Source organism: Pseudomonas sp. Root329 (assembly GCF_001424925.1).
Taxonomy (GTDB): domain Bacteria; phylum Pseudomonadota; class Gammaproteobacteria; order Pseudomonadales; family Pseudomonadaceae; genus Aquipseudomonas; species Aquipseudomonas arabinosi.
In genome coordinates this window covers 42,285-68,858 of sequence record NZ_LMCV01000051.1, presented here as the reverse complement: position 1 = coordinate 68,858, position 26,574 = coordinate 42,285, and the positions used below count along the sequence as shown (strand labels likewise).

Genomic DNA, 26,574 nt, shown 5'->3' with positions numbered 1-26,574 from the left:
GGGGAATGACACCCGCTAACGGGGAAAGTTCACACCCGTTTTCAGGGGACCAATTTGAACGACAGACGGACACTCGTGCCCTCGCCTTCACGGCTTTCCATGGTCACCGCACCGCCAAACCGCTCCATGATCCGCTTGACCAGCACCAGCCCGACACCCAGCCCACCTTGTTTGGTGGTGAAAAACGGCCGAAAGGCCATGCTGCGCTGTTCTTCGTTCATGCCTTTGCCGGTGTCGCTCACCACCACGCTGAGGCCACGGGAATCGGTCGGCTCCAATGTGATGGTTAACGTGCCGCGCTTGTCCATGGCTTCCAGTGCATTGGCCAGCAAACTGTTGAGGATCTGCGTCAACTGCACCTGCTGACTCAGGACCATGGGCGTCAGCTTCGGGTCGAACACCACGTGGACCGAGGCTTTGGTGATTTGATGCTCGAAGGCCATCAGGCTGTCATGCAGCGCCGCCACCAGATTGACAGGCTCGGCGTCATCGTTGAGCGGACGCAAGGATTGCAGCAGCTCCCTCACCCACTTCGTCATGCGATCCACTTGGCCGATGATGTCGTTGATGTTCTTGTGGGCCGGGCCGCTGTCAAATTCCAGCGCCAGTTCGGCGCTTGAACGGATGGTCGCCAGCGGATTACGCAAACTGTGGGCGACCGCCGACGACATCTCGCCCAGGACGACAAAGGTTTCGTTGGTGATCAGTTGCTTTTGTTGCGCCGCCAGCAAAATGGCCGCCCGGCGCACGATCCAGTACAGCCCCAGGTAAATCAGCCCGCCGCCCAGTGCAGTGGCCAGCCAGATCAACACCAGGCCGCGCTCCATGCGGCTGATCAGGTCCTTGGGCTCCTTGTAGATCTCGACCATCGCCGTGACTTTGTCGCCGTTGGCATCGAACAACGGAATGTAGTTCTCGATGAAGATGTATTCCGGAGGCGTCACGAACTTCTGTTCCAAGCGGCTCTTGTCCACATCGTGATAACTGGCCGACACAGGAATTCTGGAAGCAAAGGCTTGCTCCAGGTCTTCGTCGGCGTGGATCGTGGTGCCCATTAACGCCGGGTTGGTCGACCAGATCACCCTGCGGTCGGGGGCATAGATGTTGGCCAGAATCACGTCCGGCAAGTGTTCGATATGGTCGAGAAATTCGCCCCGGACAATCGCGCGGGCCAGCGGGTCGACGTCGGAAAAGCCCTTGTCTTTACGCGGGTCGAGCAGCTCGCCCATGGTCCGCCCGCTGGGAATCGATCCGTGGCGTACCTCGACCAAGGCAATTGCCTGAATGAACTGGGACGTCAACAACGCATCGCGTTGCACGCTTTCGGCAATCACGAACCGGGTGGACACCGCCCCCAACGCCACCGCCACCGTGCCAATCACCGCCAGGCTGATGAGCGAAAACCAGCGCAGTAGATTGAACGGCTGCTTGCGCGAGCTCAGGCGAATATCACCTCCCTCGGCCTGGAGTGTTTGAGTAGGCATGTCCATGGACGTGTTCCCGACGATTCCCCCTATAGGGTTATAGCCCACTAACGGCTGTTTGCCCGACGTTGGGTCTCGTCCCCCCACTTCTTCCTTATCCCCATTTACCCCCAATCCTGGGGACAGTGGCCCGCGCCCAAAAACCGCGCTCCGATGTCGTTTGTGAGTGACACGCCCGTGACTCGGGCCTCTGCCGGCCGTTTTCGCCGGTTGGTATGGAAGTTGCCGACCCCCTCTCAACTGGCCCGTCTCCATGGGGCAGGCATTCCGATATAGAGGGCTTAACTCATGCACCCTTTACTGTCCAAAACCGCGGCCGCCCTGGTCGTTAGCGCACTGGCCCAAGGCGTCGCCCAGGCGGCGTTGTTTGCCGTCGACCCCGGCCCCTACGTGCCAGCCAACGGCTCGTTCGCCGCCTGGTATCAGGACACTCACGGTCGAACCCTCGAGCTTTGCCTGTCCAAGGCCGTCAGCTCGCGAGTGCCCAGCGCACCGGGCGCACCGACGTACATGTGCAACTTGCTGCCGGCCCCCGGGATCTTCGACGACACGCAACCGCTCGTCTTCCCGAGCAACTTCCCTGATGAGGCATTCTGGTTCACCGGCGACGGCACCATCGTCGACGCAGCCCGAGGCATCGACCTGACCTATGTCAGCGCCGTTGAAGCGGCCTTCAGCGGTGGCGACCCAATCGAAGGTGACCAGATCAGCTTCGCCCGCATCCGCATACGTGTCGATGTACCGACCGCGGGCACCTACGTCATTACCCACCCCTACGGCGTCGATGTCTTCAACGTCGACACCCCCGGGCGGCGGGCGATCAACATGACCCGGGACATCGGCATCGGCGTGCCGAAAACCTACGACGGTGCCCTGAAGGGCGATGTCGGGCCGTTCCTGCGCAGCGTCAATGGCCCCTATACCGAGACCAATCCGGTCACCGGATCAGCCGAGCAATTCGTCGGCGACCCGAACCTGGAGGAGGCCTTCACCGGCAGCCCTTTCAATACCAACTACATCCGCATTGAAGGACCCAACGGGCTGGATTTGCGCACTGCGGTGATGGCCATCTCCGGCAAGTTGGCGACAATGGCACGGCCGACGCCAATGATCACCCAGCGCAGCACCTACTCGCGTAAACCCGGCGCCAGCGCTCCAGTGGCCCAGCAAGACGTGTTCGTCCTGGCCCCGCCGCCACCGGCCAAAGTGACGCTGGATAGCAACAACCCGGTGTTGAACCTTACCGAGGCCAACACCACCGGCAACTGGTATGCGCAGTCTTCGACCAACCCGAGCTTGCCAAGCACTTTGCAAGTGACCGCCGACAACCACCTGGCCATCGCTAGCAGCACGCCGACCACCTTACCCATGCCCCTGACGGACCTGGTGGTGATTTCACGTGCCGAATACAGCCTCAGCACCGGGCAAATAACGGTCGTGGCCTCGACCAGCGACGAAACTTCGCCACCGGTGCTCACTGCCACCTCTGGCACAGGTGTCGCCATTGGCGCCCTCAGTGGGGATGGCGCAGTGAAATCCCTGGCCACCGGCATCTCGCCGATACCACCGGCCAAGGTTCGAGTGACGTCATCCAATGGCGGCACCGACACCGAAGAAGTGGTCATCGTGCAATGAACGCTCACATGCCCAGATCCTCATCAGGAGGCATCATGAACAATTGGCCACGCCTGGCGCTCAACGCACTGGGACTGACTCTATCGCTGTCCGGCAGTGCATTCGCGCAACTCGCTGCTGTCGACCCTGGTCCTTATACCTTTGCCACCGGGAAATTCCCGATGTGGTACCAGGACAACAATCTGCTGTCGATGGAACTGTGCCAGTCCCGGGCCGCCAGCTCGCGGGTGCCGGCTGCCACGCCACCGGCCTACATGTGTACCCTGCTGCCGGCACCGGGCATTTTCGACGACACCCTGCCGATGGTGTTCCCGGATAACTGGCCAGACGAAGCCTTCTGGTTCCTCGCCGAGACCAACATTCCCAACAACGCCGCTGGTTATGGAATGGACGCCTACGTGGCCGGGATAGAAGCCGCTTTTGCCGGCGGAAATCCGCTCGATGGCGATCAAATCAGCTTTGCGCGGATTCGTATGCGGATAAACGTGCCCGTCGCCGGGACCTACACCATCACTCACCCTTATGGCGTGGAAACGGTCAAAGTCACCACCCCCGGTCGTCGTGCAATCAACATCACCAGAGACATCGGCGTCGGTGCGCCGGGAGTTTTCAACGGGGCATTGAGCGGTGCTATCGGGCCATTCCTGCGCAGCGTCAACGGCCCCTACACCGAAGTGAACCCGGACACCGGCGCAATCGAAACCTTCGTCGGCGACCCGAACCTCACCGAACAAGTCACCGGCAGCCCCAACAACACCAACTTTGTGCGCATCCAGGGCCCGGCCGGGACGATCCAAAGCAACCTGTTCACATTGGCCGGCAAAGTCCTCGACAATCGTGCGCAAACCCATGTCGACCTTAGCCGTGCAACCTACCGTCGCATCGCCTCGGGCACCGGTACCAGCACCCGGGTCGAAATTTTTGGCAAAGCGGACAACAGCTCTACATTGTGCTTCCGCGAAACCCTCGCCCTTGTGCCAGGCCCACCGCCTACGCCATGCCTGACCAATATGGTGGGTGACGGCACCGGGTTGTACTTCGGCCAACGCCTGCTCAGCGGCCCCGTGCCTCCGGTCGTGGTGCTCACCGCCACCAACCCGGCCGGCACCACCCGCCCTACGGCGGTCTCGAGCAAGCTCGTTGACCTGGTGAAAATCCAGACTGCTCGCTACAACTGGAGCAATCACAGCCTGCTGATCGAGGCCACGTCCACTGACGAAGTGGCGGTGCCAGACATGGTCGCGCAGGGTTACGGACGTCTGTCGAAAACCGGCACCCTGCAAAAAATCACCGTCGCCGATCTGTCCCAGCCACCCGCCACTGTGACGGTCAAATCCGCCGCCGGTGGCAGTGACACCGAGCCTGTCGTCGTGGTGGGTTCTGCACCGGATGCCGGTGAGAACCAGGCGCCACTGTCCGTGGCCGACACCGGCAGCACCAGCTTCGGCGTGCCCATCACCCTCAACCTGCTGGCCAACGACAGAGACCCGGACGGCAACACGCCGCTGAGCATCACCGCGCTGACCCAACCGGCCGCAGGCCAAGGCACCGTGGCGTTGAGCGGCACGACTGCGGTGGTCTACACCCCGCCCGCCGTGGTCACTGTGCCGTTAACAACGACTTTCACCTACAAGGCTCAAGACATCAAAGGCCTGGCTTCGACTACCCCAGCGACCGTGACCATCACCGTGGCGCCTAACCGGCCACCGGTGGCAGTCGCCGACGCCGTCGCGACCCTGGGCGTGGCGATACCGATCAACGTGTTGGCCAACGACACCGATCCGGAAGGCAACGTGCCGTTGGCAGTCGCCAGCTTCACCCAACCACCGGCAGGTCGCGGCACCGTCAGCAGTAACGGCACAGTGATCACCTACACCCCACCGGCCACGGTCACGACGGCCTTCACCACGACCTTCACCTACATCGCCCGGGACAGCTTCGGCGCCCTGTCGACACCGGCCACGGTCACCGTGCAAGTCTCGCCAAGGCCTGCGGCGGAAACCTTCACGGTGACCACGGCTACGGTGTCGGCTCGCTCCAACAACCGCTTCACCTGGGACTTTGCAGGCACCTCATCGGTGACCACCGGTAACACCATCACCATCAAGGTCTCCACCCCGACCGGGCTGGCAACCCTGGGCACCACCACGGTACCGGCAACCGGTCGCTGGAGGCTGACGGTGAACAACACCACCGCGGTGATTCCATCGGCGAACCCGACAGCCACCATCACCTCGTCCCAAGGCACCGTGCGCACAGTCTCGGTGATCTCCAACTGAGCCCTCGCCCCACCCGCCGATTCGGTGGGTGGGGCCGGCCTCTTCCCAAAGGACGCAGCCATGAAAACCTCGACCGCCGCCCTGCTCTGCCTGCTTCTGCTTTGCAGCAGTGCGGGCGCGCGCGCCGATGACTTGATGGAAAACGATGACTTGGGTCCCGGTGGCGATCTGGGAGAGTTACCGCCACCGGTTGGCCAGCACGCGCTGATCGACCAGAACGGCCAGGCCAACGTGGCGCTGCTGCAACAGAACGGTCAGTCGCTGCTCGGCACCATCGTCCAGTCGGGCAGTCATCAGGAAGCCTACATCCTGCAACAAGGCAGCGACCTGATGGCAATGATCACCCAGCAAGGCAGTGGCAACGCCGCCTCAATCACACAAAACGGCAGTCACAACCGCGCGCAAATTTCCCAGAACGGCAACAACAACGACGCCAGCATCGACCAGGCCGGCACGGGGCTTTCAAGCGCCGTGACCCAGTCCGGAAACGGCATGAGCGTTTCGGTCAAACAATACCGCTAAAGCACTGCACCACATGGAGGTTTCATCATGTTCAAACTGACGCCCCTCACCGCCACCATCCTGGTCCTAGTCAGTGCCCAGGCGATGGCCGACGACAGCGTTTCCACCCAGGACCAGGTCGGTACCGCCAACATCGCCGACGTGAAACAGACCGCGGCCCCGTACAGTACCGCCACCCAACAACAACTCGGCCAGGGCAACGATGCCGCCGCGGTGCAAGACAACGCCACCGGCACCATCACCCAGGATCAACTCGGCGACTACAACGCCGGTTACGCCGAGCAACTGTTCGAAAACGGCAGCACCATCACCCAGCAACAGGTCGGCAGTTCCAACACCAGCCACGCCAGCCAGTCGATAGGCGTGGGCGGCAACGAAGCGCTGCAACAACAGCACGGCACCGGTAACTTCTCGTTCATTTATCAGGACACTCAGGAAGGCACCCAAGGTCAGACCTTCCAGTTTGGTGACAGCAACGAGGCCAACATCGAACAGATCCAACTGGGCACTGCCAACAACGCAGTGATCATCCAGTACGGCACCGCCAACTACGCCACCGCCGAACAGATCGCCCACATGGGTGGCCAGATCAATCTCAACCAGGCGGGCGAAGGCAACTACGCCTATGGCGACCAACGCGATGGCAACGGCGGCACTGTGACCATCAACCAGTTCGGCGACTTCAACGGCGCCGAAGTCTGGCAAGGCGGGCAAACCGCCAGCGAGGCCACCGTCAACCAGTACGGGAAAACCAACGAAACCGTGGTCGACCAGAGCTTCGGCGAAAACAACGTCGCCCAGGTGCTGCAAGTCGGCGACCTCAACGCGATCTACGCCGACCAGTTCGAATCCGTCGGCTCGACCCTGGCGCTGTACCAACAAGGCACCAACAACGTGCACTTCACCTACCAGAAGGGCGAAAGCCATGTGCTGAACGCCACCTCCGTGGGTAGCGGTAACAAGGTCTACGCCAGCGACTGGAAAGGCCCGGAAAAGGGTGGCCAGTTCGGCAGCAACCAACGTGCAACCGTCAACCAGAACGGCACCAACAACACCGCCAGTTTCAAACAGGACGGCATCGGCCACGTGATGACCACCAATCAGACAGGCTACGGCAACAAAACCACGGTCAAACAGGCCGAAAACTACAACGAGCTGTACTTCGACCAGAATGGCAGCGACAACATCCTCATCGCCGACCAGCGCGGCACCACCAACCTGGCCCAGGGCAGCAGCACCGGCATCGGCAACACCACCAACTTCGACCAGTCCGGCAGCATGAACGTGGCCTACGTCACTCAGGGCGGCACCGGCAACATTGCCAGCGTCACTCAGAGTGGCATGACCCAGACTGCGACCGTGCAGCAGCTGGGTGCTGACAACAAGGCGACTGTGCTGCAGCAATAATCGCAGTGCGTAAAAAACCGCGGTCCGTGGAGGATCGCGGTTTTTTTGTCTGTCCCGGTTGATCGTTCCCACGCTCTGCGTGGGAATGCCGCCAGGGACGCTCTGCGTTCCGCTTCTGAATGTGACGCAGAGCGTCACGGGATGCATTCCCACGCGGAGCGTGGGAACGATCGATTGTGCGGCTTACGCCTGCGGATCGATGTTATCCAGCGCCCGATTTACCGCTAGGTCGGCCAGCATGATGACCTGCTGGATGCCCAATAACATGCTGCGCTGTGGCCCCTCCACAAACACCGCGAAATCACTGGCCATGACACTGGCGGAAGCCAACGATTCACAGGCGTGGGCCAACAGGCTTTCGGTGTCGATGTCCGGGGCGATGACGAACATCGTCCTGACCTTGCGTTCGGGCGTGTCTTTGTGGGGATTGAGGTAATGGTCGAGGGCGCGGTCGGCGGATTCGTGGAGTTTTTTTGAATCGGGTGACGCGTAGGGGGAAACGGTGTCGGTTTCTGGGGGATTGGGTGTGGGTTTGAACATGGTGAAGCTCCTTTGGAAAATAGCGCCACCAGAACCTGTCGCTAAACAAGTAAGGGTGGCGACTGTATGCAGGTTAGCGAACCGGTCAAAGGCACCCGGCAGACCCGAAGATCTCCCGCATACAGCCACCATAACGTAATTGCAGACATCAAAAGTCTGCAAGAAAGTCTGGGGCACTGATGCACTTTGGATAGTCCGGGTCGCTAAACCCGGCCGCTGAACTCGGCGGCCCAGGAACGATAGAGACCAGGTACAAAGCGCACAAGCCGGCGGATTCTGGCGTAGTCGTAGGCAACGGCGCAAGGATCTGTAGCTTTCAGGAAGTAACTCTAAACACCATTAAACACGCCCCTCGAATCAGAACACATTCCTTGTGGGAGCGAGCCTGCTCGCGATTGCGGTGTGTCATTCAACATTGATGTCAGCTGACCCATTTTCATCGCGAGCAAGCTCGCTCCCAGAGGGGATTGAGTACTTCCGGGAACAACTGCTCGGCTGTCAGGCCGTCTCGCGTGTTTTGTGCACGACGCGGATCAACTGTGGGAGCGTGGCTTGCCCGCGATGGGCCCTGTCATTCAGCCAGTAACCCGCTGACAAACCGCCCTCCCCCAAACACCGCAAAAAATTCGGACTTTCCCTACAAGCCAAACCGAATCCCCCGGCATCCACCCTTGAGCCCTATCGCCAAAGTGCCCCGTTTCCAAGGACCGGGCGACAAGCGTGACCAAACTCATCCCCCAACACCAACTCGCCGGCCAGAGCGGCCAAGTACTCGACAGCCATCAAGCTGCCGATGCTCTTCGTCAGGCCCTGAACTACCCATACGACTTACAAGGCTTCGACGACCTGCTGAATGCCGTGGGCGCCAACCGTTCCAACTACATGCAGGCCGTCCACCAGCAAAAACTGATCAACGCCGTGAGCAACGGTGATTGGGTAATGGTCACGCCTCGCGCCAATCCAGATAACGGTGGCGCTTCATGGAACGGTTTCAAGACCAAGCCCGAGCCACCACCAGCGCAACATCTGGTCTAAGATCACGCCTTCACGCAGCCCAAACCGTCGGAGTCGGGTTTTCACATTGTTGAACGGCCCATGAGCCTTGAGTCCCTGGAACGCTCACTGTACGAGAGCTCGCCAAGCGATGCGCTACGTCGCGAATTTCGTTCGCTCAATCGCCATCTGGGTGAACACGTGAAACCGGGGCAAATGGTGATTTTGAGCGACTCACGGCATTACATGTGCCGGCGTGAAGAGGCGCAGATGATGATCGCTGCCGAGAAGGTCAATGACGCGCTCAAGGATCTGAGTGATGAAGAGGCGTCGTTCATGGTTGAGCACCATGAGGTGATTGAGCCGTTTCTGGAGGTGTCGGCGGGATCGTTGGGTGTGGCGTCGTTCATGATTGGGCAGCATCTGGAGGGCTTGAAAAATGCCCTCAAAGAACTGGAGGAGCTGCATCAGCAACAATATCGCCAGTACCGCAATCTGCATTCGCCAGAGTTTTTTTCCAAGCGTAAACGACTTATGGCGAAGCTTGATGCCAGCCTTGGGTCACTCGTACGCAAAGGCACCGGCATTGCGGATCACCCGAAACTCAAGCGAGCCTTGGGGTTATCAACTCGCAGAACGATTCATCGTTGGGACAAGGCTGGGGCACCAACACAGTTGCCTGGGTACGCAACGAACATTGAGGGTGTCTCACGAGCGGCAAAATATATGAAAGCCGGTGGTTATGTCGGGATTGGTCTGCAGTTAGGCGCATCCAGTTTAAAAATTCATGAGGTATGCACGACTGGTCGCGAGGATGAATGCAAGCAAATGAAATTTGTTGAGGGCGCAAAAATGGTGGGCGGTACAGCTGGAGCTGTCGCCGGGGGTGCAGCAGGCTCGAAAATAGGCACCGCTGTGTGTGCAAAAGTAAAAGGACTCGGAAAACTCGTTTGTGTACTCGTTGCCGGCGCGGTAGGCGCCACCGGAACCGGAACGCTGATGACCGACGGCAGCGAACTGATTGGGCAAGAACTCTATGAGCATTCTGAATAATGGAACTCACTAGAACAACACTCGCCTGGGTCTGGGGAGCGCTTATCCTGCTGAGCCTTTTCGACGTAGCTATCATTTTTTATGCTGCTCACACAAAACTCGAAGCGCTGGAAAAGCATTTCAAACAACTGGATTCCATAGGCATCAACCGCCTCACGTGGGGCACGGGGCATCATGGAAGAATTTTTCGTCTGGCCGCAATCAGCGCTTTAATCTCGTCTAAAAAAATTCAGCGCCAGGAACCCTTATCCGTTGAAGAAGTGAAACGGTTGCCTAAAAGGCTTAAGCGCTGGGCAGCGTATCCATTTCATATTGCCTATTTCGTTACAGGGGCGGTGGTGGTTCTTTGGTTATATGGAAAATACACCGGCCTGCTCAAATGAAGAACCAGCAGCTAATTCTACGACCCAATACGAGTCCCTGAGATTTACTGCCTGTTCATTCTTCGGTTTGGTAGCGCTTTGGCCACTGGGCTACTGGGCGTACACCCTGTGTGAGATTGGTCGGCTATCAGGCCGCCATCGCAGGCAAGCCAGCTCCCACAGTTGAACCGAGTACATCTGTAAGAAACAGGTCGACTGTCAGGCCGCCATCGCGAGCAAGCTCGCTTGTATGTTTAGACTTGAAGGGGTGGGCACGCCTTTCGCTTCTCACCACTCAACAGGCCGATTCATCTGGGGGGAGGCGCGCAGCGCCGTTCGACGAAGTCGAACACATCGAGAGGAGGTCGAAGCGAAGCCGACCGGAGGCGATGCCCCCAGATGAATGCCGGAACGAAGGAACGCCGAGCCTAGGCGAGGGGCCGGACGCTCGGGGCGAAGACTTTTGGTTACTTTTTGTCGTTTGAAAAAGTGACTCGCTGTAAGAGCGAAACCGTAAGTGGCCGTTACCGCAGAAATGGATATGTACACCTGATAGAAACAGGTCGGCTATCAGTCCGCCTTCGCGAGCAGGCTCGCTCCCACAGTTGGACTGGGTACATCTGGGGGAGACTGGTCGGCCCGAAGGCCGCCTCGGTTCACTCTTCCTCTCCCTCAGGCACAACCTTGTTCTGAGTCAAATAGCGGTCAAGTGTCGCATTGTTGTCAGGCGAAGAATTATCCCCCGCCACCTGCCACAACCGCCGCTCAATCCCCTGCGCCAGCAAATGCCCCACAGCCGCCTCGATCGCCGACAACACACACAACTGCGCCGGCTCATTCGTGGTGTACCCGACCTCAGCCTCCAGCAACTTCTTGAACTCGATAAACTTGAACACCCCGGCACTGCGCCCGACAGAGTAAATCGTCTTGCTGGTCATCACATTGGCCAACACCTGCCCACTGCGCACATCGACAGCACGAAGGTTCACCGACACCTGATCCACCCGATACTCCCGGGAGATATCGATCCCCAAATACCGCGCCCCTTCCCCACCGCTGCGCACGTTGGTGTCATAGGCAATAATCCCGCCCTCAAGCATCAAATTGGCCGCCTGCAACGGTGGCAACTCACCCTGGATATTCACCGGCGTATTCGGCTTTTTCTGCGAGGCGCGAATGATCTTGCGCTCGGTCAACAGGTTCTGCAGCCCCTCACGTTCCAGCACCACAAACCAGCCACTGGCCTGCAACGCATCCATCAACATGCTTGCCGCGCCCTGGGTCACGCTGGTGGAAAACGAACTGGCCGGGGTCGGTTTGTACTGCCCGGTCTGATCCCGGAAACCATACACCACCGCCATCAACCGGCCCTTGGGCCGTGGCATGTTCAGCAAATCGTAATAGGTCGACGCCCGAGGTGTCAGGGTCGGTGATTCGGTGTCCTGCTCGGCCCCCATCGGCTCGCGCAAACTGCACCCTTGCAATGCCGCCAACATCAGCCCTAGCGCTATTATTTTTTTCATGTCCTTGACTCCCCATCGATCCATATCCCCGTCAAGGGGCCAGGCCATTCACCTGGATTTCGGAAACTTCACCGGTCGCTCGGTCGGTCACTTCAATAGTCAGTGCACCGGAGTCGTCGATGACGTTCACAACAAAAGCGTCGGTGGTCAGGCTCCCGGCATTGCCCGCGGAGATGTTGTCCATCAACTGCCCCAGCAACCGTGATTGCAGCTGACTGGTGAAGCGCTCCAGGGCCGACGTGCCGGCCGCGCTGGTACGGTTCTTCAAGTCAGGGTCGTCGTAATCGTTCTGCGCCTGGGCGTTGTTGAGCAACCAGGTCCCGTTCAACGGGTTGCCGCCAAACGACGGGTTGATCGGCGTGTAGACCAACTCCGTGGCCTGGACCAGCCCACAGCTGCCCAGCCCCAATAACCACATGCCCGTGCGTTTCGAGAAAGTTCCAGTGTTCATAGTTCGTCCCTCTCAAGGTCGGTGGTGTCTTGCAACAAGGTTTCCAGCTTGCGCTGGACGATCTGCACGCGGACCAGATCGGCAGCCGCATAGGCCTCGTCCTTCAACTCCACGGTGTTCGGCGGCAGGAAGCGCCGGTAAACCAATCGTTGCTGATACTCCACGGTCACCAGGCTGCCCCAGCGTGCCGAAGGTCGTTCGCGCACCACCAGGTTGAAGTCCATCGGGCTGGTGGCGCGCAGGCGTTCACTGAACGAGTAGTAAAAGTCGTGGCCGATGTGCGAGATCGTGTCGTCGACGATAAAACCCAGCATTTCGTCTTCTTCGGCAGCCGACACGAAGGACGTCATCAGCATCAGGACCAGGGTCGGTAGCCAGTGTCTGTTCATGGCATCACTGCCCCAGCGCCTGAGGCGTTTTGGATTGGCCTTTGGGCGCGGACGCGCCATCGAGAAAGGCTTTCTCGGCCACGAATTGCCAGTCCTTGTAGCTCGCCATGCCGGTGAAGTCCGACCATTGACTGGGGAAATCCGCCTGCTTGAGCGGCGTGTCCGTGGAGGGGCTGCTAAGGCCGGTGATGCGTCCGTCGAACCCGCGCATCAACGTCCATTCGCCGCCACCAATTGGGTCCGGGTACAGGTTGCGCAAGTGATGTTTGGGTGATGGAAAACGCTCGTCCTGCAACAGGTCCGCCAGATCCTTCGGGTACTGGGCCAGGCCAGGTGAACTGCGGTAGTAACTGCGCAATGCCTGAGCGTATTGAGTGCCGACCCAGAGTAACTGGCGTTCACGATCACGGCGCGACGCGGTGGACCACAACTCGCCAGCGCTGGCCAGGCCCATGCCCATCAGCATGATCAGAAACAGCACGCCCAGGTAAGTGAACCCGGCCTCGTTCGAGGGCTTACCACTCGGAATAAAGGCTGCCATCGCGCGCCCTCCCTGTGGCCCCGCTTTTGATATCGGCGACTCCGCCCGGGACGCCGTCAGGCGGCGCCACCAGCACCCAGAGGTCTTTGCGTTCGGCGATCGGGTCCATCGGCGGGTTGCGCAGGTAACGCTGCTCGACCAGCTGTTCGATGGAGTCGGGATAACGCCCGGTGTCGCCGTAGTAGTGATCCAGTGCTTCGCGCATGGCCGACAGGCTCTGGCGCAGCGTGGTCTCTTTCGAGACCTCGAGGCTGTTGAAATAGCGTGGCAAGGCGATGGTCATCAGGGTGGCGATAATTGCCATGACCACCATCAGTTCCAGCAGGGTAAAACCCTTTTCCCGACGCATAATCTCACCACTCCCGATAGGCGATGCCGTTGAGACCCTTGCCGCGAGCCTTGGAGTAAACGTCAAAGACGTCTTCGCCTTCACGCGGGTTTTGAGCCGTGCTGTCGTAGGAGCGCACGCCCCAGCCGCCTTCGTCGTTACGCTTGACCGGCGCTAGCGGGTCATGGGGCACGCGCCGTAAAAAGAAGAACTTGGCACCCTTGGCGCTACGCACATCGCGTACACCGTCCACCAGTACTTGCAGGTTCGGCGGGTAGCCGCTGCTGTTCAGGGATTTCTCGATGTAGCCGGCGTCGAACGCGCGTTTGTAAGCGTCGATAGCATCGCGGATCTGGTACAGCGCGGTGCGCAATTCCTGCTCCTTGCCCCGGCGCACCACGGTCTCGGTCAGCGGCGCGGCCATGCCGGCCAGCAGGCCGATCAGGGCCAGCGTCACCACGACTTCGATCAGGGTAAAACCGCGTTGCGAGGCGTTCATGATCAACGCTTCTCGACGACAACAGTGGTGGAAGTGGAAGCAACCGGCCGATCGATGTGTTCGTTCTGGATCGGCGCTTCCATCCGACGGTCCGGCGCCTGGATGTGCATGCTGGTTTCGGTACCGGTGGTGAACTCCATGTCCGACGGGCTCTGGTACGGCAGGTTGCGCACGATCCGCGGCGTGATCGACAGCACCAGCTCCGACTTGCCGACGGTGTCCTTGTTGCTGCCGAACAAGCGGCCAAGACCTGGAATGTCGCCAAGGCCGGGGATTTTGTTGCCGGTGGCGCCATGGTCGTTGCGCACCAGGCCGGCGAGGATCTGGGTTTCGCCGTCATGCAGACGCAGGGTGGTCTGGGCGTTGCGGGTATCGACCTGAACCGGAATCGTGCCTTGGCGGGTCGGTTCCAGCGGCGTGGCGTTACTCACTTCCAGGGCGATTTTGATTGCCACTTCGTTGTTCAGGTGCACGGTCGGCTGTACTTCAAGTTTAAGACCGACATCGAGGTAGGTGACGCTTTCGGTGATCACCGGGCCTTGAGTCGAAGGCACCGAAGTGGCGCTGATAATCGGTACGCGCTGACCAATGTGGATGCGCGCCTGTTCGCGGTTGCTGACGCGAATCACCGGACTGGCCAGGGTGTTGATGTCGTTGTCCTGGGCGTTGATCTTGGCCTGCGGCGACGGCGAGATGGAGATCCGGCTGGAGTTGATGCCTTTGAGTTGATCGAGCAGGGTCACGGCCGAGCCGTCGCTGTTGACCACGCCGAAGGTGTTCGGCCATTGCAGGCCAAGGTCGAGAATCCGCTGGGTGGCGACTTCCATCACCTCCACTTCCAGCACCACTTCAGGGTTGGACTGGTCCTGCGATTGCAGGAGTTTTTCAGCCATACGGATAGCGTCTTCAGAGTCGCGCATGGTCAGGGTATTAAGGCGTTCATCGACGAACACATCGCGGGTCTTGAGCATGGTTTTGATCATGTTCAGCGCGGTGTTGGCATCGATGCTCGTCAGGTAGAAGGTGCGCATCACCAGCTCTTGGTAATCCTTGATCTTCTGCGGCGAGTCCGGGTAGATCAGCAAGGTGTTTTCGTTCACCACTTTCTGGTGCAGCTGGTTCTGTTGCAGCAGCAGTTCCACGGCGTCTTCGATGCGCACGTCACGCACGAAGATGGTGGCTTTCATGTCCGGGCGCAGGTCCTTGTCGAAGATGAAGTTCAAACCGGCGACCTGCGACAGCACTTCGAAGATGGTTTTCAGGTTGGCTTCGCGAAACTCCAGGGTCACCGGCCGATCGAGACGGGTCCGCAGTTGTGGATATGGAATCACGTTGCGGCTTTGCACCAGGCGGACGTTGCTTTGCAGCTCCAGCGCCCCTTCATTATTCGGGTCCAGTTCGAGGATCTGTTTCACCTGGCGGTCGGCACCGTAGATGTCACCGCGTCGCAGGTCACCACGGGCCAATTCGAGTTTTTCATCCAGGCTGCGCATGTGATCGAGCTGACGCAGCGAGTCCTGGGCACGGCGGTTGTTCGGTTCGATGGTCAACACCCGGCCGAAAGCCTGGCGGGCAGACGCAAAATCACGCTGGGCGCGATCCATGTCGCCCTGGGTCAACAGCGCCGTCACTGCACGAGCACGGCCGCTGTTCAGGGCCAGGTGCAGCTCGGTGTCGCGAGGGTTTTCCTTCAGTCCTTCCTCGATGCGAGCCAGGCCGGCTTCGTACTGTCCCGACTCCATCAGGTCGGTCGCCTCTTGCTTGGCGACCTGCGCCGAACTGCACGCGGCCAGTCCTGCACAAAGGCAAAGGTTCATCAGCAAACGGGATCTGTTCATTGCGTGCTCCCCACAGACAAAGTCTGAGACAAATGCAGAGGCAGGTAGACAAAGCTGAGTTCCACATCGGAAATCCCCTCGATCCGCCAGGTGTCGTCGATCACATCCCCCTTGCGCACGACGTATATTTTTTCGCCGCTCTGCAAAAACACTTGCAGGTCGGAACGGTCATTCAGCTTGCCAATGAACTGGAAAGGCATCGGTGGTGCCGTGGGGACTTGCACCTCCGTGGTCAGGTTGACGGGTTGTTCGTTGACGGTGGCGAGCTGCGGCGCTGCCGTCCAGCTGCGGGCGGCGAACAGGTCACCCGCCGGGCTCAGGTCCTTGATCGCTGCCGCTGTTTTGCCGGCGGATGCGGCGGGCAGCGCACCACGGGTTTTGCTGTTGGTCGGGGTGCCCACGGCGGCCACCGACGCATCGCCCTCCTCGGATGACGACGTGAAGTACTCAGGCAACCAGGTCAGCGCCGCCGCCACACTGAAGAACGCCACCCAACCCACTGCGCGTTTGGTATTCATCATGACCTCGACAAGTAAAGGGTCATGCGGATCCGCCCGGTCAGGTCGGTGTCGGCGATTTTTTTACGCTGGAACTCCACGTCCTCCACCACCACCGCCGGCAACTGGCCGAGCAAGGCGTGCAGGAAGCGCCGCAGTTGCGGGTAGCTGCCGCGCACTGGCAGCAGAATCTGATAACGGGCCAGGTGAGTCTTGGGGTCGATGCCCAGGGAATATTCGCCGCGGGCCAGGGTGATGTGCTCCTGCGCCGCCAGCGCGTAAATCTTGTCGATGGCCACGGTGGCCTGCGGCTGGGACGGCAATTTGCTGCGGAAATCGTCGAGCTGACGTTGCGGCACCACCGGCGCGGCAACACTGCCGTCTTCGACTTTGGCCAGGTACTCGCCGGCTTCGCGCGTCTGCTGGCTGAGCGTTTGCAGCGACTGCCAGTCCGGCATCAGGCCCACCAGGCCATACACCAGCGCCAGCAGCAGCATCGTCAGCCCTGCCAGGCCAGGAATGCCCAAGCCTTGCAGGTATTCGTGGACGATCAATCTAGGGATTTGCATCGCCAATCTCCCAGCTAGCCGACAGGTTGAATTGCACCGGGTGTTCCGGCACGTTCGCGACGATTTCGTGGCTGAGCAGCGACACATCGGACAGCTCTTCGCTGGCTTCGAGGCTGCGGTGGAAGTTGAGCATGGCTTCCAGATCCCGCGCTTCGGCGCTGATTCGCACCTGGCCTTTGCGGGCATCCGGGGTCAGGGTCAATAACGCAATGTCGTCCCGGGGCATGGCTTCAAGCATGGCGAACAGACGCTCCCAAGGCCGGCGCAACTGCTGGGACACCTTGCGCATCTCGGCCAGGTTGTGCGCCTGTTCACGGGTTTCGGCCGGGGTCAGGCTGACCTTGCCGCCCGTGTCGCCGGTGAGTACGCGCTGAGTGGTTTGCAAATGGCCTTGCTGTTGCGCGGCCTGTTCACTGACATGCTGCTGAACAAAGAAGCAGGTCAGCGTCAGCACCACGCCACCGACCAGCAGGCTCCAGCCCAAAGGGCCCGAGCGACGGCGCGGCTGGAAGTCGAGCATCAGGGCGCGCATGTCAGGCCACCGCCCGGGACATGACGTACAAGCCATCGCGTACAGATGTCCGGTGTTCTTCGAGGGTGCGCAGGTGCACACCGGGTACGTCAGGGTGCGAGTCAATGCGTGCCGGCGCGTGCAGGTAAACGTTCAGAGGTCGCTCGCTGGTGGACGCCTGCAATTGGCTTTCACGACCGATCAACGCGGTCAGCGCGACGTCGCTGTCGCTGCTGCCCACCGAACGCACCGATGCCCAGCGCCCTTCCCGGGCCAGCAGCAACACACTGCGCACCGGTTCGGCGACGACGAACAGAAAATCGCCGGCGTCGAAGCTTTTATCGAAGTGATTGAACGCCGCCATCAGGTACGGCTGCACCGAGCGCAGGCGCAGGCCACGACCCGTGACCAGCGTGCGCAGATGCGTCAGCAAGTCTTGCGGCAGCGCGGTGGCGACCCGGTCATAACCCGCCGGCTCAGCCGACAACACCATGCTCCAGGGTTGCGTCGGTACGCCGTAAAGGTCTTCGAAACACAGCTGGGCAAACCCAAGCAATTCGGCAGGGCTGCTGATCTGTTCGCTCCAGGGCACCAGACAGAAGCGGCTGAAGTGCCCGGAGATCACCACACTCAATTCGGCACCGGGACGGGTGTGTTCGCCCAGCAGACAGTCGAGGGTTTCCAGCGCCACGGCCCAGGCATGGAAGCCTTCGTCGATAAAGCCGACGCTGCCCAGCCACAGGGTTTCACTGCCACGGCGCTGGCCCAGACCGACACCACTGGCGCCGAGCACGGCGACAAAACGATCACGAGATAAAAGTGACACGATTGATCTCCTCGAGCGTGGTCCGCCCCTCTGCAACCAGCTCCAGTGCCGACTCACGCAACAGGCGCAAGCCACGGCTGCACGCCAGGGCCTTGATTTTCGAAATGGGTTGGCGCTCGACGATCATTTGCCGCAGCTCGTCGTCGAGGTGCAGCAGTTCGGCAATCGCCGTACGCCCGCGGTAACCGGTGCCCCGGCAATGACCGCAGCCCTTGCCGTGGACAAAGTGGTAGTGATCGACCTGTTGCGGATCGAGACCGGAGAGGCGCAACTCTTCATCGGTCGGGTAAGCCGGTGCGCTGCAACTGGCGCAGACCAGGCGGATCAGCCGCTGGGCCAGCACCGCATTGAGTGCCGACACGAGGCTGTAAGGGTCGATTTCCATCTGGGTGAACCGGCCGATCACGTCGAACACGTTGTTGGCGTGAATGGTGGTGAACACCAGGTGCCCGGTGAGCGCCGATTGCACAGCGATCTGCGCGGTGTCGGGGTCGCGGATTTCACCGACCATGATCTTGTCCGGGTCATGGCGCAGGATCGAGCGCAAACCACGGGCGAAGGTCAGGCCTTTCTTTTCGTTGACCGGGATTTGCAGCACGCCCGGCAGTTGGTATTCCACCGGGTCTTCAATGGTGATGATCTTTTCCACGCCGTGGTTGATCTCGGTGATCATCGCGTACAGCGTGGTGGTTTTGCCGCTACCGGTGGGGCCGGTCACCAGCACCATGCCGTAAGGTTCGGCCGCCAACCGACGCAGATGGCGCAGGGTTTCTTCTTCGAAGCCCAGGGCTTGCAACTGCACGCCGCAAACCTTGTCGGCCAGGTCCTGTTTGTCGAGGACCCGCAGCACCGCGTCTTCGCCGAAAATGCTCGGCATGATCGACACCCGAAAGTCGATCTGCCGGCCGCTGATGCCGATCTTGAAGCGACCGTCCTGGGGCACGCGTTTTTCGCCGATGTCCAGTTCGGCCATGACCTTGACCCGGGAAATCACTTGCTCGGCGAATTCGCTGCCCTGGATTTTGCTGATGTTGTTCAGCACGCCATCGATCCGGTACTTGATCACCAGACCGCTGCCGGTGGTGCCCAGATGGATATCGCTGGCGTGCATTTTCAGCGCGTCGTAGAGGGTCGAGTTGACCAGTTTGACGACGACGCTGGCGTCTTCGCTGATGCTGGTCAGGGACAGGCTTTGCAGGGTATCGATTTCGACATTGGCGTCGGCCTGGGCGTTGAGCGATTCCACGGCGTGGAAGCTCTCTTCGTGGCGTGCCAGGTAGGCCTTCAGGTCGTCGGCATGCACCAGGTACAGCGGCGCGCCGTGCAGGCAGTCGTCGATCCAGGCCAGGCGTGAAGTATCGAAGGGGTCGGCAAACACACCGATGACCGCATCGTCGTGACGCAGCAGGATGAATTCGCGTTTGAGGCATTGGGCCAGGGTGACCCGGTCGAACACCGGAGTGGCTTTGAACAGGCTGTCGGTGTCGAGCACCGGATAATGCAGGGTCGCGCCGAGGCACTGGATGAAGGGCATGGGGGCCAGTTCGCATAACCCCCCGAGGGCTTCCAGTACCCGTTCGCCGGAACTGGCGGCCAGCGAGCGTGCCAGGGCCAGTTGCTCACTGGAAAAGCGCGACGGTACACAGTCCGACAGCGCCGGTTCGACGGCAAGGAATAGACGGTCCATGGCATGCTCTCCAACGCCGGGGGCTTTGAGCCCTGTCGACGCGGCAGGCCATTGCGGCGGAAGCCGGAACGTCTTGTCGCGCCACTACTCCCCGGTGAGCAATTGTTCGTCGTCTGGTGCCTTGGAGGTCGATGTGTTTCGTCGACGATCTGCCAGCACCCAACTGCCGTCGTACAACTGCAGCGGGAAACTCTCGGACCTGCTCTGGCGTCGTTCGACAAAACCTTGCGAATTGCTCATGCCTGCTTTGGGTTCGCGCTCCATCCCCAGAAGGTCGCAGACTGCTCGGGCCAATTCCGCCAATGGAAACGGTTTGAACAGGATATGGCTGACTCCCAGTTGCCGGGCCCGCTCACAGACTTCAGCGGTTGGGTGCCCGGTAATCAGCACAAAATGACACTTCCTGTTCTGGCGGACAGCATCGAGCACCTCAAAGCCTTCCATGTCGGGCAAGCGGTAATCGAACACCATCACATCGGGTGAAAAACGCTCGGCCTCGCCGATTGCCATCGCACCGTCGTGAGCTATCCGGACGTCCAGCGCTTGCGCCTGAAGGTAATCCTTGAGGTTTTCGGCAAGCAGCTGTTCGTCTTCGACAACCAGTATTTTGTTTAACAAGGTCGACTCCTTGAAGCCGCAGGTCCGATGTTCCAGCCCTGGGAGTACGCGCCTTCACTGAGGCTAACGCACACTTCATGCCAGGCTGAGCGTCGGTTTTTTACCGTTGTACGTCTTTGATTTTCATGAAAAAACCATTTCGTCCAGAAACTCCATCCCCCAAAGGCGGGGAAGCACTCGGATGGACCTTGAAGCATTTCCCCACTATTGGGGGGGAACCCTCAATCATCGTCAACCCGTTCGATTCGATTGCTTGATCGCAGCTGCGCGAGAACCTGTAGACGAGCCTGAGCCTGTTGCTGTCGGGCAAGGTAAGCCCGGACCATTTCAAGCCCTCGCACCTCTGAGACATCGGTCGCCTCCAAGTGGTTCTGCAGGTAAATCAAATGCCAGCCCAACGCTGTACGCACCGGTGTACTGACAGCCCCCGGTGCCAGGGCAAAGGCCGCGGCTTCGAATTCAGGCATCATCCGTCCACGAGGAAAATAGCCCAGATCACCGCCCTCGCTGGCGGAAGCATCTTCGGAATCGGCCCGGGCCACGCTGGCAAAATCCTCACCCGCACTGATTTTCACACGCATCTCCTCTAAGCGTAGCCGGGCCGCTTCAACCGCGGCGGCATCCGCGCCTTGGGGCACTTTGATCAGGATGTGCCGTGCCTGGATGTGTTCCGGCCGGCTCATCTCGGCGCGATGCTCTTCATAGAACGCACGGACCTGTTTTTCGTCAGGCCCGGCGACCTGCGTGAGGTCGGCAAACACTTGCTGGGCCGCGAGCTCACGGCGGGTGTACTCGGTGTAACCGACTTCGTCGAAACCGGCGTCTTCCAGGCGCCGGGCGAACACGTCGGCACCGCCCATGGCCTGCCGGGTCTGATCGACCTGGCGTTGCACCACCGCGTCACTGACCACCACCCCGCGCTTGACGGCTTCTTGCCACAGCAACTCTTTGTCAATCAAGGCTGTCAGTGCCGCCTGACGTAAGTGTTTGTAGGCCTTGGGGTTGCGGATGCTGCCCACCGCCCGGCCCTGATCCTCCAGGTATTCGGCGAAATAGCGCTCCAGGCGAAGCTCGGAAATTTCCTCGCCATTGACCCGCGCGGCGGCCGGGCCATTGCTGCAGAACGCCACGGGAACCCACAGCGTGAGCAGGAGCAACAGAGTCTTGAGCGCCATGATCGAGACCTCCAGTCAGGGTGTAGCGGCAATGGGTTTATAGGGCGCGACCAGATAAAAGCGCTGGCCGGGCAAGTCCACGGTGACGATATGAGCGCCACGCAAGCCGAGGCGGCGGCCCGGACCGAAGCTGATCAGCGGGGTCAGCCCGGTATCGAAGTCGTGCAGGCCTTCCAGCGCACTGATTAGTTTCTCGCGGCTGGCGTCGCGCCCGGCCTGTTTCATGCCTTCGCTGAACAGCAACATCGAACTGAACGCGCCGACTTGCAACATCGCGTGCTGACCGCCGAGCCCCTGGCGTTGGCGCACTTGGGTCAGGGCCAGACGTCCGGCCAGCGTCCAGTCACTGGGCACGAACGGATAAGCCAGAAACACCCGCCGGGAAAAATCACTGGGCACCTGCAACAGATCACCCGCCACCTGGTTCGACGCAGCGAACAGATAAGGCACCTGCCCCGCCGCCTGCAAGCGCTCGGCGAGGCGACTGAAACCGCCGCCGCTGCCCAGGTAAAACACCGACCGCGAGCCCAGTGGCAGTTCGTCTTGCGCCGAGTCGTAGACTTTCAGACTGACCTTTTGCCAGTCGTGATCCTGCAAGTACTGGCCGAGGCTCTGCGCCGCCAACCGTTGACTGGGCTCGTCCGGGTAAGTGATCAGCGTCGGCCCCTGGAGCACCCGTAAATTAATGGTGGCGTAATCGGCCAGGGCGATCAGTTGCTCGCGCAACCCCGGCAGCGGTTCGAAAATCTGCCGACTGGCCTGCGCCGTGCCCAGCAATGACAGCGGTCCGATCAGCGGAATGCCGGCCCGTTCCAGACGCGCGGCCAGGTCCGAGTCCAGTGCCGGCGCCAGCGGCGCGATCAGGGCGAACACCTGTTCCTGCTCGATCAATCGGTCCAGCGCCTGCTCGGCACTGGCGCGGTCCGGGCCCGGATCGACGATGGTCAGGCGCAACTGCCGGCCATGAATCCCGCCCGCTTCGTTGATTCGCGCCACGCTGCCCCGGAGCACCGCTGCCACCGTGGCGCCCTCCTCACTCAACGGCCCCTGGCTTGGCAACAAGGTGCCCAGGTGCAGACTGTCGGGGGTCAGGCCGGGGTCGCGGTCCTCGGCCACGCGTTTGAGGTAGGCCGTGAGGTTGCGCTGATCATTCATCGACAGGACGAAGCGCGGCATCGCCGAGTCGAGCCGATTGTTGCCCGGATCACGCCCTTCCTGGATAGCCCGCGCCAAGGTGTCTTCGGTGTACGCCGGGTACGCACGGCCATTGATGTGCTGCTGGCCGTAGGTGCTGGTGAGCCGCGACCAGCTGAGATCCGGCGGTCGCACCCCGCCTTCGGGCCGCCCGAGGCCATCGGCGCCGTGGCAGTTGGCGCACGGCAGGCTGGTGGCGGGCAACAGTATGTCCGCCGCCCCGACCCGCGCCATGATCGGCTCGCCACTCGCGGACACACCCTCGCGATACAGCCGTTTACCGGCGCTTTCGCTGGGGCTCAGCGGCAACGCATCAGCGGCGAAATGCAGGCCGCCAAGCAGTAGCAGGCCGAGAGCGAGTGAAGTTCTCATGGCGCGGGCTCAACGACCGGCCACGGGCATTGTCAGCAACTGCAAGCGCTGGGCAATGGCGGCGGCCGGGGCATCGGGACGGATTTTGCTCCAGCGTTTATTGGCCACGTCACCCACGATCAGTTGTGTTGAATGCTGCTCGGGGGTCGGCACGATCTGGCCGATGCGCCCCAATACAAGGTCCATCTGTGCCTTGTCGCCGGTAAGAAAAAGCCAGTGGGGGCCATCGACGCCCTGCTTCAAGGTGTAAGCCTTGAGTACCGCTGGCGTGTCGCGCAGCGGATCACTGGTAAGGGAGATAAACGTGATGCCGTCAGCTTTGTCGCCCAGCAACTCACGCACTTCCTTGAGCTTGCGGGTGATCAGCGGACAGGCATCGTTGCAACTCGTGAAAATCACATTGAGCAGCACCACGCGGTTCTGCAGCGCGTCACTGTAGAAGCGCAGGGTCTCGCCGTTCTGGTCCTGCAACGGCGTGTCGGTGAACCAGGTTTTCGCATCGCGGGTGCCAGTGCTCGTAACCAAGCCGGGCGGTGCGGCAACGGCGGACACCTCAGGTGCCGGCTCTTTGTGCCCTTCGTGGGCGGACGCCAGCGAACTGAACAGGCAAAAGCAAACCGTCAGGGAGATCCAGTCGAGAGCTCTCATGGCTGCTGCTCCATCGCGATGGCCGTGTGCTTGGCGTGGACGTTGCGCTGCCCGCTGAGTTTCTCCACTTCACGGGCCAGCACCGTCGGGTCGGTGAAGCCGTAATAGCGGGTCCAGTGGCGACTGTTGCCGTCCCCCACCAAAATCAGAGGCTGATGGTTTTTGAAGTCCCCGCTGAAGGTGCCCAGCCCCTTGAGGGTTTCGTTGATCGACTGCGAGCTGCCGGTCAGCCAGCTCCAGCCCGGGCCGTGCTGGAAGTGGCGGGCGTAGTCGTTCAGGCGTTTGGCGTCATCGCGCTGCGGGTCGATGCTGATCGACACCAGTTGCACCTCACCGCCGACCCGGGCACCCAGCTGTTTTTGCACCTTGCCCATGATCGACGACACCACCGGGCAAACCGTGGTGCAGGTGGTGTAGATGAAGCTCATGACCACAATCTTGTTGGTCACCAGGTCTTTTTCCAGGCGCACCGCTTTGCCGTTCTGGTCCACCAGCGTCACGTCGGCGAACTTGATTTGGGCGCTTTCCGAACGGGCGCTGCTGGCCGGCATTTCGTGACCGGCGTGTTCATCCGCCGAGTGGGCCAAGGCCTGGCCGATACCGGCGGCCAGCAAGCAGAACGTCAGCAGTCCACGGTGTGCGAATCGGTTCATGTCGAACTCCTTTTAGTGGGCATCGCCGGGCAGAACCCGAACGCTGGCAAAAGTTTTGTCGTCGAAACTCGCGCCCAGCGACGCCGCGCGAACGTGCAGGTACCAAGCGCCGTTCTGGTCGAGGGTCACCGGGGCTTCATAAACGCCGTCGCCCACTTCCAGCGCGGCGACTTGCCGGACCCTGGACGTCGGAGCCCGGAAGTAGCGCACCTGAACGTCCTTGACCCCGCTGCGCTGTGCTTTCTGCTTGCCCTGAACGATGCGAAAACGCACCACGTAAGGACTGCCGAGGGCGGCCGTTGACGTGTCGAGCATGAACTCCACCTTCGGCACACCCGGGTGCCGGGTGAGGGTTTTATCCGGCTCAACCAAAGCCGTGAAGCAATGGATGATGTTCGGCTGGTTGAGCAGGAAGGCCACGTCGAAGCGTCCGGCGGCGGGCAGTTTGATCCGGGCGCTGTACAGTCCCGGCTCGACTTCGCGCAGACTGCGGTCGATGACCATCGCCGCCCGCGCCACCTGCCCGCGATTGGGGTAGCCGGACATCGGCGCGTTCATGCCTTCGGCGTAGAAGTAGGTGGTGTTGTCCACCGGGTTGACCACAAACACCGCGTTGTCGTCCCGCGATACCGCCAGGCTAGATGCCAACGGTAAATCACCGGCCAGCCGTGGTGCCTGAGGTCCGGCTTCGAAGCCCTGGCTGATCGGCGTGCGGCCTTCACCCAAGGACGACAGATTGATCATCGTGACTTTGGCCGAGGCCAGTCCGCGAATGTAGGCGTAGGCCTTGGTGAACACCACTTGATAGGGTTCAGCGGACACGTCCAATTCATGGATCAACGAATCGTTGGCCGCGTCGATCACCGAGGCCTGGTTCTCGAGCGTGTTGAGCACGATGCCGAAACGACCGTCAGCGCTGAAACCCATCGGGCCCAGGCCCTGTTTCATCTTGATCACCCGCCGGACTGCGAGGCTGGCGGTGTCGACCACGGTCACCGTGCCGTCCTTGCCATCGGCGACATACACCGCCTGGGACAGCGGCGAGTACGCCACGGACAACGGGTGCGAGCCGGTCTTGAGTTGCTTGCTGATGGTCAGGCTGGCGATGTCGATGAGGCTCACCGTCCCGTCATCGCGGTTGGTGACGAAGGCAAAACGACTGTCCTTGCTGAAGGCGATTTCGTGATGCCCGGCACCGGTGGCCAAGTGTTTGAGCGTCTTGAGGCTGCGCGTGTCGATCACCGTCACCCCGGACGCCTCGGCCGATTTCGCGTTGTTGCCGACCCACAGCAGACGCTCATCCGGTTGTAATGCCAGCCGTACCGGGTTGCTGCCGGCAGCCACCGAGTCGATCAACTTGAATTGCTCGCTGTCGATCACCGCAATCTCATCAGCGGTCGGCATTGAGACGAACGCCCGCTTGTTGTCTCTGGGCGTGACCCAATCCATCGGCGGTTGCTTGATGTCGATCCGCGCCATCGTGCTGGTGATCCCGCCCACCGACACCGACGGATCGACCACCGAGACGCTGGCATCGCGGTTCATCACCAGCAGGAAGTAGCTGTTCAGATCGAGCAACGGCCGCGCGCCGATGCTCGATTTCAGAAACACCCCGACCCGGGATTTGCAGCTGTGTTCGCGGCCCTGGGCCTGGTCGGCGGCGACCGTTTCCGGATCGAGCCAGGCACCGGGTGCGACACCCGACAGTGGCTGGCCCGAAGCGCTGTCAGTGACCCGAAAGCGCACGTCGGCGAATCCACCCTCGCGCAGCACGCCGTCCTGCGCCAGCGGCCGCACCTCGAGCGCCACCGACACCCCGTCACGCTCAAGCGTCTGGCCGCCCCAGGTATTCGGCAGCGCGACCTCGCTCAGCGTGGCCGCAGGCGTCGTCCGCCACACTCCCAGCCAGATCATCGCCAACCCTACAACGAGCGCACATCCGGCGATTTTGATGGTCCTGTTCATAACACTTCTCCCCTT

The 26,574-nt window shown here is 60.9% G+C and carries 27 protein-coding genes; 7 read left to right on the top strand and 20 right to left on the bottom strand.

Features of this window, described 5'->3' with window-relative positions; translation table 11 throughout:
* Positions 1-41: 41 nt before the first annotated feature.
* Entirely contained in the window at positions 42-1,490 is a 1,449-nt protein-coding gene (locus ASC74_RS30195; RefSeq protein WP_056746611.1) for a sensor histidine kinase, read from the bottom strand.
* 282 nt (positions 1,491-1,772) lie between these two features.
* Here ASC74_RS30195 and ASC74_RS30190 point away from each other — a divergent pair, with 282 nt between their 5' ends.
* Genes ASC74_RS30190 through ASC74_RS30175 form a run of 4 tightly spaced genes read left to right on the top strand, consistent with a single transcriptional unit; the run spans position 1,773 to position 7,327 of the window.
* On the top strand, positions 1,773-3,119 hold the full coding sequence (locus ASC74_RS30190) for a hypothetical protein (protein ID WP_056746609.1): 1,347 nt from the start codon (positions 1,773-1,775) through the stop codon (positions 3,117-3,119).
* A gap of 35 nt (positions 3,120-3,154) precedes the next feature.
* Complete coding sequence (locus ASC74_RS30185) at positions 3,155-5,398, top strand: Ig-like domain-containing protein (RefSeq protein WP_056746607.1); 2,244 nt, start codon at positions 3,155-3,157, stop codon at positions 5,396-5,398.
* Between the two features lie 60 nt (positions 5,399-5,458).
* Complete coding sequence (locus ASC74_RS30180; RefSeq protein ID WP_056746605.1) at positions 5,459-5,920, top strand: curlin; 462 nt, start codon at positions 5,459-5,461, stop codon at positions 5,918-5,920.
* Positions 5,921-5,947: 27 nt separating this feature from the next.
* Positions 5,948-7,327 carry a curlin gene (locus ASC74_RS30175; RefSeq protein WP_056746604.1) on the top strand — a complete coding sequence of 460 codons (1,380 nt, stop codon included), beginning with the start codon at positions 5,948-5,950 and terminating at the stop codon, positions 7,325-7,327.
* Between the two features lie 183 nt (positions 7,328-7,510).
* On the opposite strand, the gene ASC74_RS30170 is transcribed toward ASC74_RS30175, so the two are convergent.
* Entirely contained in the window at positions 7,511-7,867 is a 357-nt protein-coding gene (locus ASC74_RS30170) for a DUF6124 family protein (RefSeq protein WP_056746601.1), read from the bottom strand.
* A 720-nt stretch (positions 7,868-8,587) separates the two neighbouring features.
* On the opposite strand from ASC74_RS30170, the gene ASC74_RS30165 reads away from it, so the two are divergent.
* Genes ASC74_RS30165 through ASC74_RS30155 form a run of 3 tightly spaced genes read left to right on the top strand, consistent with a single transcriptional unit; the run spans position 8,588 to position 10,296 of the window.
* The gene (locus tag ASC74_RS30165; RefSeq protein ID WP_056746594.1) at positions 8,588-8,902 is read left to right on the top strand and encodes a hypothetical protein; all 315 of its coding nucleotides are present in this window, start codon (positions 8,588-8,590) and stop codon (positions 8,900-8,902) included.
* A 60-nt stretch (positions 8,903-8,962) separates the two neighbouring features.
* Positions 8,963-9,913, top strand: a complete 951-nt coding sequence (locus ASC74_RS30160; protein ID WP_056746592.1) for a hypothetical protein — start codon at positions 8,963-8,965, stop codon at positions 9,911-9,913.
* Positions 9,913-10,296 (top strand): hypothetical protein, encoded by a 384-nt coding sequence (locus ASC74_RS30155; RefSeq protein ID WP_056746590.1) that lies wholly within the window; start codon positions 9,913-9,915, stop codon positions 10,294-10,296. The genes ASC74_RS30160 and ASC74_RS30155 overlap by 1 nt, the downstream gene beginning before the upstream one ends.
* A 635-nt stretch (positions 10,297-10,931) precedes the next feature.
* On the opposite strand, the gene ASC74_RS30150 is transcribed toward ASC74_RS30155, so the two are convergent.
* From ASC74_RS30150 to ASC74_RS30065, 18 genes are all read right to left on the bottom strand, one after another.
* Positions 10,932-11,798 carry a CsgG/HfaB family protein gene (locus ASC74_RS30150; protein WP_056746588.1) on the bottom strand — a complete coding sequence of 289 codons (867 nt, stop codon included), beginning with the start codon at positions 11,796-11,798 and terminating at the stop codon, positions 10,932-10,934.
* Positions 11,799-11,829: 31 nt separating this feature from the next.
* Positions 11,830-12,249 (bottom strand): curli assembly protein CsgF, encoded by a 420-nt coding sequence (locus tag ASC74_RS30145; protein WP_056746587.1) that lies wholly within the window; start codon positions 12,247-12,249, stop codon positions 11,830-11,832.
* Entirely contained in the window at positions 12,246-12,638 is a 393-nt protein-coding gene (gene csgE, locus ASC74_RS30140) for a curli production assembly/transport protein CsgE (RefSeq protein WP_056746585.1), read from the bottom strand. Before csgE ends, ASC74_RS30145 begins: the two co-directional genes overlap by 4 nt.
* A 4-nt stretch (positions 12,639-12,642) precedes the next feature.
* Positions 12,643-13,179 carry a type II secretion system protein gene (locus ASC74_RS30135; protein ID WP_056746583.1) on the bottom strand — a complete coding sequence of 179 codons (537 nt, stop codon included), beginning with the start codon at positions 13,177-13,179 and terminating at the stop codon, positions 12,643-12,645.
* Complete coding sequence (locus ASC74_RS30130; RefSeq protein WP_056746582.1) at positions 13,154-13,528, bottom strand: type II secretion system protein; 375 nt, start codon at positions 13,526-13,528, stop codon at positions 13,154-13,156. Before ASC74_RS30130 ends, ASC74_RS30135 begins: the two co-directional genes overlap by 26 nt.
* A 4-nt stretch (positions 13,529-13,532) precedes the next feature.
* Positions 13,533-14,006 (bottom strand): type II secretion system protein, encoded by a 474-nt coding sequence (locus ASC74_RS30125; protein WP_056746580.1) that lies wholly within the window; start codon positions 14,004-14,006, stop codon positions 13,533-13,535.
* A gap of 2 nt (positions 14,007-14,008) precedes the next feature.
* Entirely contained in the window at positions 14,009-15,844 is a 1,836-nt protein-coding gene (locus ASC74_RS30120; RefSeq protein ID WP_056746578.1) for a secretin N-terminal domain-containing protein, read from the bottom strand.
* Entirely contained in the window at positions 15,841-16,362 is a 522-nt protein-coding gene (locus ASC74_RS30115) for a hypothetical protein (RefSeq protein ID WP_056746576.1), read from the bottom strand. The genes ASC74_RS30120 and ASC74_RS30115 overlap by 4 nt, the downstream gene beginning before the upstream one ends.
* A complete protein-coding gene (locus ASC74_RS30110; RefSeq protein ID WP_056746574.1) occupies positions 16,362-16,910 on the bottom strand; it encodes a GspMb/PilO family protein in 549 nt (182 codons plus the stop codon). Before ASC74_RS30110 ends, ASC74_RS30115 begins: the two co-directional genes overlap by 1 nt.
* Positions 16,897-17,442 (bottom strand): hypothetical protein, encoded by a 546-nt coding sequence (locus ASC74_RS30105; RefSeq protein ID WP_056746572.1) that lies wholly within the window; start codon positions 17,440-17,442, stop codon positions 16,897-16,899. The genes ASC74_RS30110 and ASC74_RS30105 overlap by 14 nt, the downstream gene beginning before the upstream one ends.
* 1 nt (position 17,443) lies before the next feature.
* On the bottom strand, positions 17,444-18,247 hold the full coding sequence (locus tag ASC74_RS30100) for a hypothetical protein (RefSeq protein ID WP_056746570.1): 804 nt from the start codon (positions 18,245-18,247) through the stop codon (positions 17,444-17,446).
* Entirely contained in the window at positions 18,228-19,934 is a 1,707-nt protein-coding gene (locus ASC74_RS30095) for a GspE/PulE family protein (protein ID WP_056746568.1), read from the bottom strand. The genes ASC74_RS30100 and ASC74_RS30095 overlap by 20 nt, the downstream gene beginning before the upstream one ends.
* 84 nt (positions 19,935-20,018) lie before the next feature.
* Positions 20,019-20,552 (bottom strand): response regulator, encoded by a 534-nt coding sequence (locus tag ASC74_RS30090; protein ID WP_056746566.1) that lies wholly within the window; start codon positions 20,550-20,552, stop codon positions 20,019-20,021.
* Positions 20,553-20,773: 221 nt separating this feature from the next.
* The gene (locus ASC74_RS30085) at positions 20,774-21,727 is read right to left on the bottom strand and encodes a peptidylprolyl isomerase (RefSeq protein ID WP_056746564.1); all 954 of its coding nucleotides are present in this window, start codon (positions 21,725-21,727) and stop codon (positions 20,774-20,776) included.
* 15 nt (positions 21,728-21,742) lie between these two features.
* The gene (locus ASC74_RS30080; protein WP_056746562.1) at positions 21,743-23,293 is read right to left on the bottom strand and encodes a cytochrome c/ABC transporter substrate-binding protein; all 1,551 of its coding nucleotides are present in this window, start codon (positions 23,291-23,293) and stop codon (positions 21,743-21,745) included.
* Between the two features lie 9 nt (positions 23,294-23,302).
* On the bottom strand, positions 23,303-23,941 hold the full coding sequence (locus ASC74_RS30075) for an SCO family protein (RefSeq protein WP_056746560.1): 639 nt from the start codon (positions 23,939-23,941) through the stop codon (positions 23,303-23,305).
* Entirely contained in the window at positions 23,938-24,594 is a 657-nt protein-coding gene (locus ASC74_RS30070) for an SCO family protein (protein WP_056746557.1), read from the bottom strand. Before ASC74_RS30070 ends, ASC74_RS30075 begins: the two co-directional genes overlap by 4 nt.
* A 12-nt stretch (positions 24,595-24,606) precedes the next feature.
* Positions 24,607-26,559, bottom strand: coding sequence for a cytochrome D1 domain-containing protein (locus tag ASC74_RS30065; RefSeq protein ID WP_056746556.1), 1,953 nt, complete (start codon positions 26,557-26,559; stop codon positions 24,607-24,609).
* Positions 26,560-26,574: the final 15 nt, after the last annotated feature.

Bases quoted from the DNA above. Each gene is read 5' to 3' on its own strand.
- ASC74_RS30195 (WP_056746611.1), bottom strand. From the start codon at position 1,490: ATGGACATGCCTACTCAAACACTCCAGGCCGAGGGAGGTGATATTCGC.
- ASC74_RS30190 (WP_056746609.1), top strand. From the start codon at position 1,773: ATGCACCCTTTACTGTCCAAAACCGCGGCCGCCCTGGTCGTTAGCGCA.
- ASC74_RS30185 (WP_056746607.1), top strand. From the start codon at position 3,155: ATGAACAATTGGCCACGCCTGGCGCTCAACGCACTGGGACTGACTCTA.
- ASC74_RS30180 (WP_056746605.1), top strand. From the start codon at position 5,459: ATGAAAACCTCGACCGCCGCCCTGCTCTGCCTGCTTCTGCTTTGCAGC.
- ASC74_RS30175 (WP_056746604.1), top strand. From the start codon at position 5,948: ATGTTCAAACTGACGCCCCTCACCGCCACCATCCTGGTCCTAGTCAGT.
- ASC74_RS30170 (WP_056746601.1), bottom strand. From the start codon at position 7,867: ATGTTCAAACCCACACCCAATCCCCCAGAAACCGACACCGTTTCCCCC.
- ASC74_RS30160 (WP_056746592.1), top strand. From the start codon at position 8,963: ATGAGCCTTGAGTCCCTGGAACGCTCACTGTACGAGAGCTCGCCAAGC.
- ASC74_RS30155 (WP_056746590.1), top strand. From the start codon at position 9,913: ATGGAACTCACTAGAACAACACTCGCCTGGGTCTGGGGAGCGCTTATC.
- ASC74_RS30150 (WP_056746588.1), bottom strand. From the start codon at position 11,798: ATGAAAAAAATAATAGCGCTAGGGCTGATGTTGGCGGCATTGCAAGGG.
- ASC74_RS30145 (WP_056746587.1), bottom strand. From the start codon at position 12,249: ATGAACACTGGAACTTTCTCGAAACGCACGGGCATGTGGTTATTGGGG.
- csgE (WP_056746585.1), bottom strand. From the start codon at position 12,638: ATGAACAGACACTGGCTACCGACCCTGGTCCTGATGCTGATGACGTCC.
- ASC74_RS30135 (WP_056746583.1), bottom strand. From the start codon at position 13,179: ATGGCAGCCTTTATTCCGAGTGGTAAGCCCTCGAACGAGGCCGGGTTC.
- ASC74_RS30130 (WP_056746582.1), bottom strand. From the start codon at position 13,528: ATGCGTCGGGAAAAGGGTTTTACCCTGCTGGAACTGATGGTGGTCATG.
- ASC74_RS30125 (WP_056746580.1), bottom strand. From the start codon at position 14,006: ATGAACGCCTCGCAACGCGGTTTTACCCTGATCGAAGTCGTGGTGACG.
- ASC74_RS30120 (WP_056746578.1), bottom strand. From the start codon at position 15,844: ATGAACAGATCCCGTTTGCTGATGAACCTTTGCCTTTGTGCAGGACTG.
- ASC74_RS30115 (WP_056746576.1), bottom strand. From the start codon at position 16,362: ATGAATACCAAACGCGCAGTGGGTTGGGTGGCGTTCTTCAGTGTGGCG.
- ASC74_RS30110 (WP_056746574.1), bottom strand. From the start codon at position 16,910: ATGCAAATCCCTAGATTGATCGTCCACGAATACCTGCAAGGCTTGGGC.
- ASC74_RS30105 (WP_056746572.1), bottom strand. From the start codon at position 17,442: ATGCGCGCCCTGATGCTCGACTTCCAGCCGCGCCGTCGCTCGGGCCCT.
- ASC74_RS30095 (WP_056746568.1), bottom strand. From the start codon at position 19,934: ATGGACCGTCTATTCCTTGCCGTCGAACCGGCGCTGTCGGACTGTGTA.
- ASC74_RS30085 (WP_056746564.1), bottom strand. From the start codon at position 21,727: ATGGCGCTCAAGACTCTGTTGCTCCTGCTCACGCTGTGGGTTCCCGTG.
- ASC74_RS30080 (WP_056746562.1), bottom strand. From the start codon at position 23,293: ATGAGAACTTCACTCGCTCTCGGCCTGCTACTGCTTGGCGGCCTGCAT.
- ASC74_RS30075 (WP_056746560.1), bottom strand. From the start codon at position 23,941: ATGAGAGCTCTCGACTGGATCTCCCTGACGGTTTGCTTTTGCCTGTTC.
- ASC74_RS30070 (WP_056746557.1), bottom strand. From the start codon at position 24,594: ATGAACCGATTCGCACACCGTGGACTGCTGACGTTCTGCTTGCTGGCC.
- ASC74_RS30065 (WP_056746556.1), bottom strand. From the start codon at position 26,559: ATGAACAGGACCATCAAAATCGCCGGATGTGCGCTCGTTGTAGGGTTG.